Raw genomic sequence first — 3,793 nt, 5'->3', positions numbered from 1 at the left:
GGGACGGCAGGCAAGGCCAGCTCTATGACCGCAAAGGTGAACAGGCCGATGGCAAGGCGTTCCTGGAACGCAGCAGCGATGATCGCCATCAGTTCCGGTTCATTGTGTCGCCAGAGGATGGCACGGCGCTAGGGGACCTGAAGGCGACGACGCGCCAGCTGATGAAACAGATGGAACAGGACGTCGGCACACCGCTCGACTGGGTAGCGGTCGATCACCATAATACCGGTCATCCCCACACGCATGTCATTGTGCGGGGACGCGGTGCAGACGGCACCGATCTCGTCATCGCGCCGGACTATCTGATGAAGGGGCTTCGCGGACGGGCGCAGCAGGTCGTGACCGAGGCGCTTGGGCCCCGCCGCGACATGGACATCGCAAATGCTGCGCGGCGTGAAGTCGGTCAGGACCGGTTTACGGGGCTCGACAGGGAACTCTCAGGTCTGGCGCAGGGCGGAAGGGTGGTAGTCGTGGGCGCGAGCGGATCAGCTGACCGCTTCCGCCAGGCGCTTCATCGACAACGCCTGAGACATCTTGAAGGGCTCCATCTGGCTGAGAAGACGGGGCAGGCGACATGGCGTCTGAAACTTGGTTGGGAAAAGGCCTTGCAGGCCATTGGGCGTCGCGGCGACATCATCCGGTCCTTGTCGGCGGGCCTCTCTCCCGAGCATGCATCTGTCGGGGTCCGGTTTCTGGAGGAGCGAGGTGCAGATCGCGCGCCGTTTTCCGGCGTGGTGCTTTCGCAAGGTCCTGTCGATGAGTTACGCGATACGCGCTTTCTGATCGTCGAGGATACGAAGGGGGCGGCCTGGTATGTGCCTGCACGCAATCTGGGACCGGGTGAGATGCCACCCAAAGGCGCGGTTGTTGAGGTCGGCGCCAGGCAGGCTGAGGCGCGCAAGGCAGATCATGTGATTGCAGGCATCGCAGAGCGGTCTGGCGGGCTTTATTCTTACGCGCTGCATCTGGCGGCAGATCCGGCATCTTCTTCAGCTTATCGGCTGGCACACAAACGACGGCTGGAGGCGCTTCGCCGGTCAGGCATTGCAGACAGGCGAGCGGACGGGATCTGGGAGATTCCGCACGACTATCTCGAGCAGGCCGCCGCGTTCGAGGCTGGCAAAGGAGACGTGTCGGTGCGGGTGCGCTCATGGATGGCGCTGGAAAGCCAGGTGAACGCAAGAGCGCTGACCTGGCTTGATGATGTCGGGGCTGCGGGGGATGGGGAGCTGTCTGAACGTGTCCTGACCGCCCTGCGGGCGCGCCTTGCGTTCCTTCAGGAGGAAGGCTTGCTTGGGCCGGATGCGCAGGCGCTCTCAAACGCAGCGCGGGTCCAGTTGAGAGCAGAGGAACTGGGCAGGGCAGGGGCGCGCGAAGCTGGACGTTCGGGGCGCGCGCAGTTGATGGCTGACGATGGGCAGGCCTTTGAAGGGAAATTTGAGCTGACGGTGGATCTCGCGCAGGGGCGCATGGCCCTTGTTGGAAACCAAAAGACATTCGCCCTGGTGCCATGGCGACATGAACTGGAACGCTATCGGGGACAGAGCCTTATACTGGAGCAAAAGGCGAGGGGAGCGGGATGGACATTCCAGCCCGGAAGGACACGCGGTATATCGAGATGAGTGAAAGGTCGGCCTGTTGAACGTCTGGTGGTCGGCTTAGGTCAGCTTTGTAATTCATCCTGAACAATGCGAGGCCGCCTCTCAATCAGGGCCAGCAATACCCTTGCCGGACCGTCTGGCCTGCGCCGTCCTTGCTCCCAGCCGCGTAAGGTTCCGACCGCTACACCAATACTCCGGGCAAACTCCGCTTGTGAGAGGCCGGCGCGGGCGCGGATCGCGACCACATCTGGCTCCGGGACCTCAACCTGATGGACGCGCGCGCCCACATCCTTGCCCTTGGCGTGGGCGAGAGCGTCTTCAAGGCCTTGCTTGATGCTCTTGTATGCGTCGCTCATTTTCTGGCTCCATAGGTTTCCGCGATCAGATCGCAGAGTTTGATGAGATCGGCCTTTTCAGACCGGGAGATATTTGCCTGCTCGTTCTTGGCAAACACAGTCAGCAGGAACAGCGGCATGTCCGGGGCGCGGTAGAAATGGAGCACACGATAGCCGCCGCTCTTCCCGCTACCGCGTCTTGCAATGCGGACCTTTCGCAGACCGCCTCCGAGCGAGATGCCAGCCTCGGGATTCTCGGCCAGCTGGTCGATGACATCCATCCGGTCTTCATCTGACATACCAACAGCATTCGCGCGCTTTATGAACTCAGGTGTTTCAATAACCGTTTGATGCGCCATTCCTGTTGCTCCATATATACGTCAATGACGTATATGTCAATGACGTAGTCCGCGCTCTGATCAGATCCGGTGGGTAACGCGTTTATCACCGGTTGAGAACTCACGTCCGACCGTTGCAGCCTTTTGCCGCCATTCACACTGGTCGCGATAACGAGAACGCCTGACACTGGCCGCGTTTGTCCTGCGCCGGAGTCCTTTCTCATGTCACCTTCCAGAATCCTGATTGGCCAGTTCCTGATCGTCCTCACAATCATCGTGTTGACGATGTGGGGGGCGACGCAGTGGACGGCTTATGAGCTTGGCTATCAGCGGGGGCTTGGGCGACCCTGGTTCCAGTTGGATGGCTGGCCGGTCTACAGGCCCTGGCGTCTGTTCCAGTGGTGGTATGCCTATGAAGCCTATGCGCCGGCGGTATTTGCCAAAGGCGGGGCGATCGCGGCAAGCGGCGGCCTGTTCGGCATTGTCGCTGCTGTGATCGGTTCGGTGTGGCGATCACGCTGGGAGCAGGGGGTAACAACCTATGGCTCTGCCCGCTGGGCGGAGAAGCGGGATATGGTGAAGGCTGACCTGCTTGGCGGGGAAGGGGTGTTTCTCGGTCAGCTTGAAGGCCAGTACCTGCGCCATGACGGACCCGAACATGTGCTGGCCTTTGCGCCGACGCGTTCGGGCAAGGGGGTAGGTCTTGTCGTTCCTACGCTGCTATCCTGGACAGGCAGCGCGGTCATACATGACATAAAGGGCGAGAACTGGCAGCTGACTTCAGGCTGGCGCGCGCAGCTCGGCCCCTGTATCCGGTTTGATCCCACGGATGAAATGTCGCCGCGCTACAATCCCCTGATGGAAGTGCGCAAGGGCAGGTTCGAAGTGCGTGATGTCCAGAACATTGCCGACATTCTGGTGGATCCGGTTGGCAGTCATGAGAGCCGCGACCATTGGGACAAGACGGGCTACGCGCTTCTCGTCGCAGTCATGCTGCATGTGCTCTACGCCGAGGAGGACAAGTCGCTGGCGGGCTGCGCGGAGTTTCTTGCTCATCCGGACCGGACGATCACGCAGACCATTCAGATGATGAAGACGACACAGCATCTCGTTGCCGCGAACGGAAGATCGCGCGTTCATCCTTATGTGGCCAGGGGCGCGCGAGCGATGATGAGCAAATCGGAAAATGAGCGTTCTGGCGTTTTGTCGACGGTACTGACTCTGCTCGAAGTGTTCAGCGATCCCATTATTGCAGACCTGACATCAACCAGCGACTGGGGCGTGATGGACCTGGTCGAGGCCGAACGCCCGGTATCGCTCTATCTCGTGGTGCCACCCTCCGACATATCACGCACACGGCCGCTGATGCGGCTGATTCTGAACCAGGTTGGGCGAAGGCTTACAGAGAGCCTGCCGGATCCCGGCCGCCGCAAGGTGCTTCTGATGCTGGATGAGTTCCCGGCACTCGGACGGCTTGATTTCTTCGAGACGGCGCTCGCGTTCCTCGCAGGCTATGGCA

Annotated in this window: 4 protein-coding genes; 2 read left to right on the top strand and 2 right to left on the bottom strand. The window is 60.8% G+C overall.

Translation table 11 applies throughout. From position 1 onward, the window contains the following. The coding region (locus HOC_RS20135) for a DUF3363 domain-containing protein (RefSeq protein WP_035542205.1) at window positions 1-1,622 on the top strand (1,622 nt) is incomplete at its 5' end. A 41-nt stretch (window positions 1,623-1,663) separates the two neighbouring features. Here the strand turns inward: HOC_RS20135 and HOC_RS20130 are convergent. Beyond that, entirely contained in the window at window positions 1,664-1,957 is a 294-nt protein-coding gene (locus HOC_RS20130) for a helix-turn-helix domain-containing protein (protein WP_035542201.1), read from the bottom strand. After that, window positions 1,954-2,295, bottom strand: coding sequence for a type II toxin-antitoxin system RelE/ParE family toxin (locus tag HOC_RS20125; RefSeq protein ID WP_035542197.1), 342 nt, complete (start codon window positions 2,293-2,295; stop codon window positions 1,954-1,956). Before HOC_RS20125 ends, HOC_RS20130 begins: the two co-directional genes overlap by 4 nt. A 201-nt stretch (window positions 2,296-2,496) precedes the next feature. Here HOC_RS20125 and traG point away from each other — a divergent pair. Then, window positions 2,497-3,793 (top strand): IncP-type conjugal transfer protein TraG (traG, locus tag HOC_RS20120; RefSeq protein WP_035542195.1); only part of this gene is annotated, 1,297 nt, incomplete at its 3' end.

The sequence above is a fragment of the Hyphomonas oceanitis SCH89 genome, from assembly GCF_000685295.1.
Lineage (GTDB): Bacteria > Pseudomonadota > Alphaproteobacteria > Caulobacterales > Hyphomonadaceae > Hyphomonas > Hyphomonas oceanitis.
This window is presented reverse-complemented; position numbering and strand designations above follow the sequence as displayed.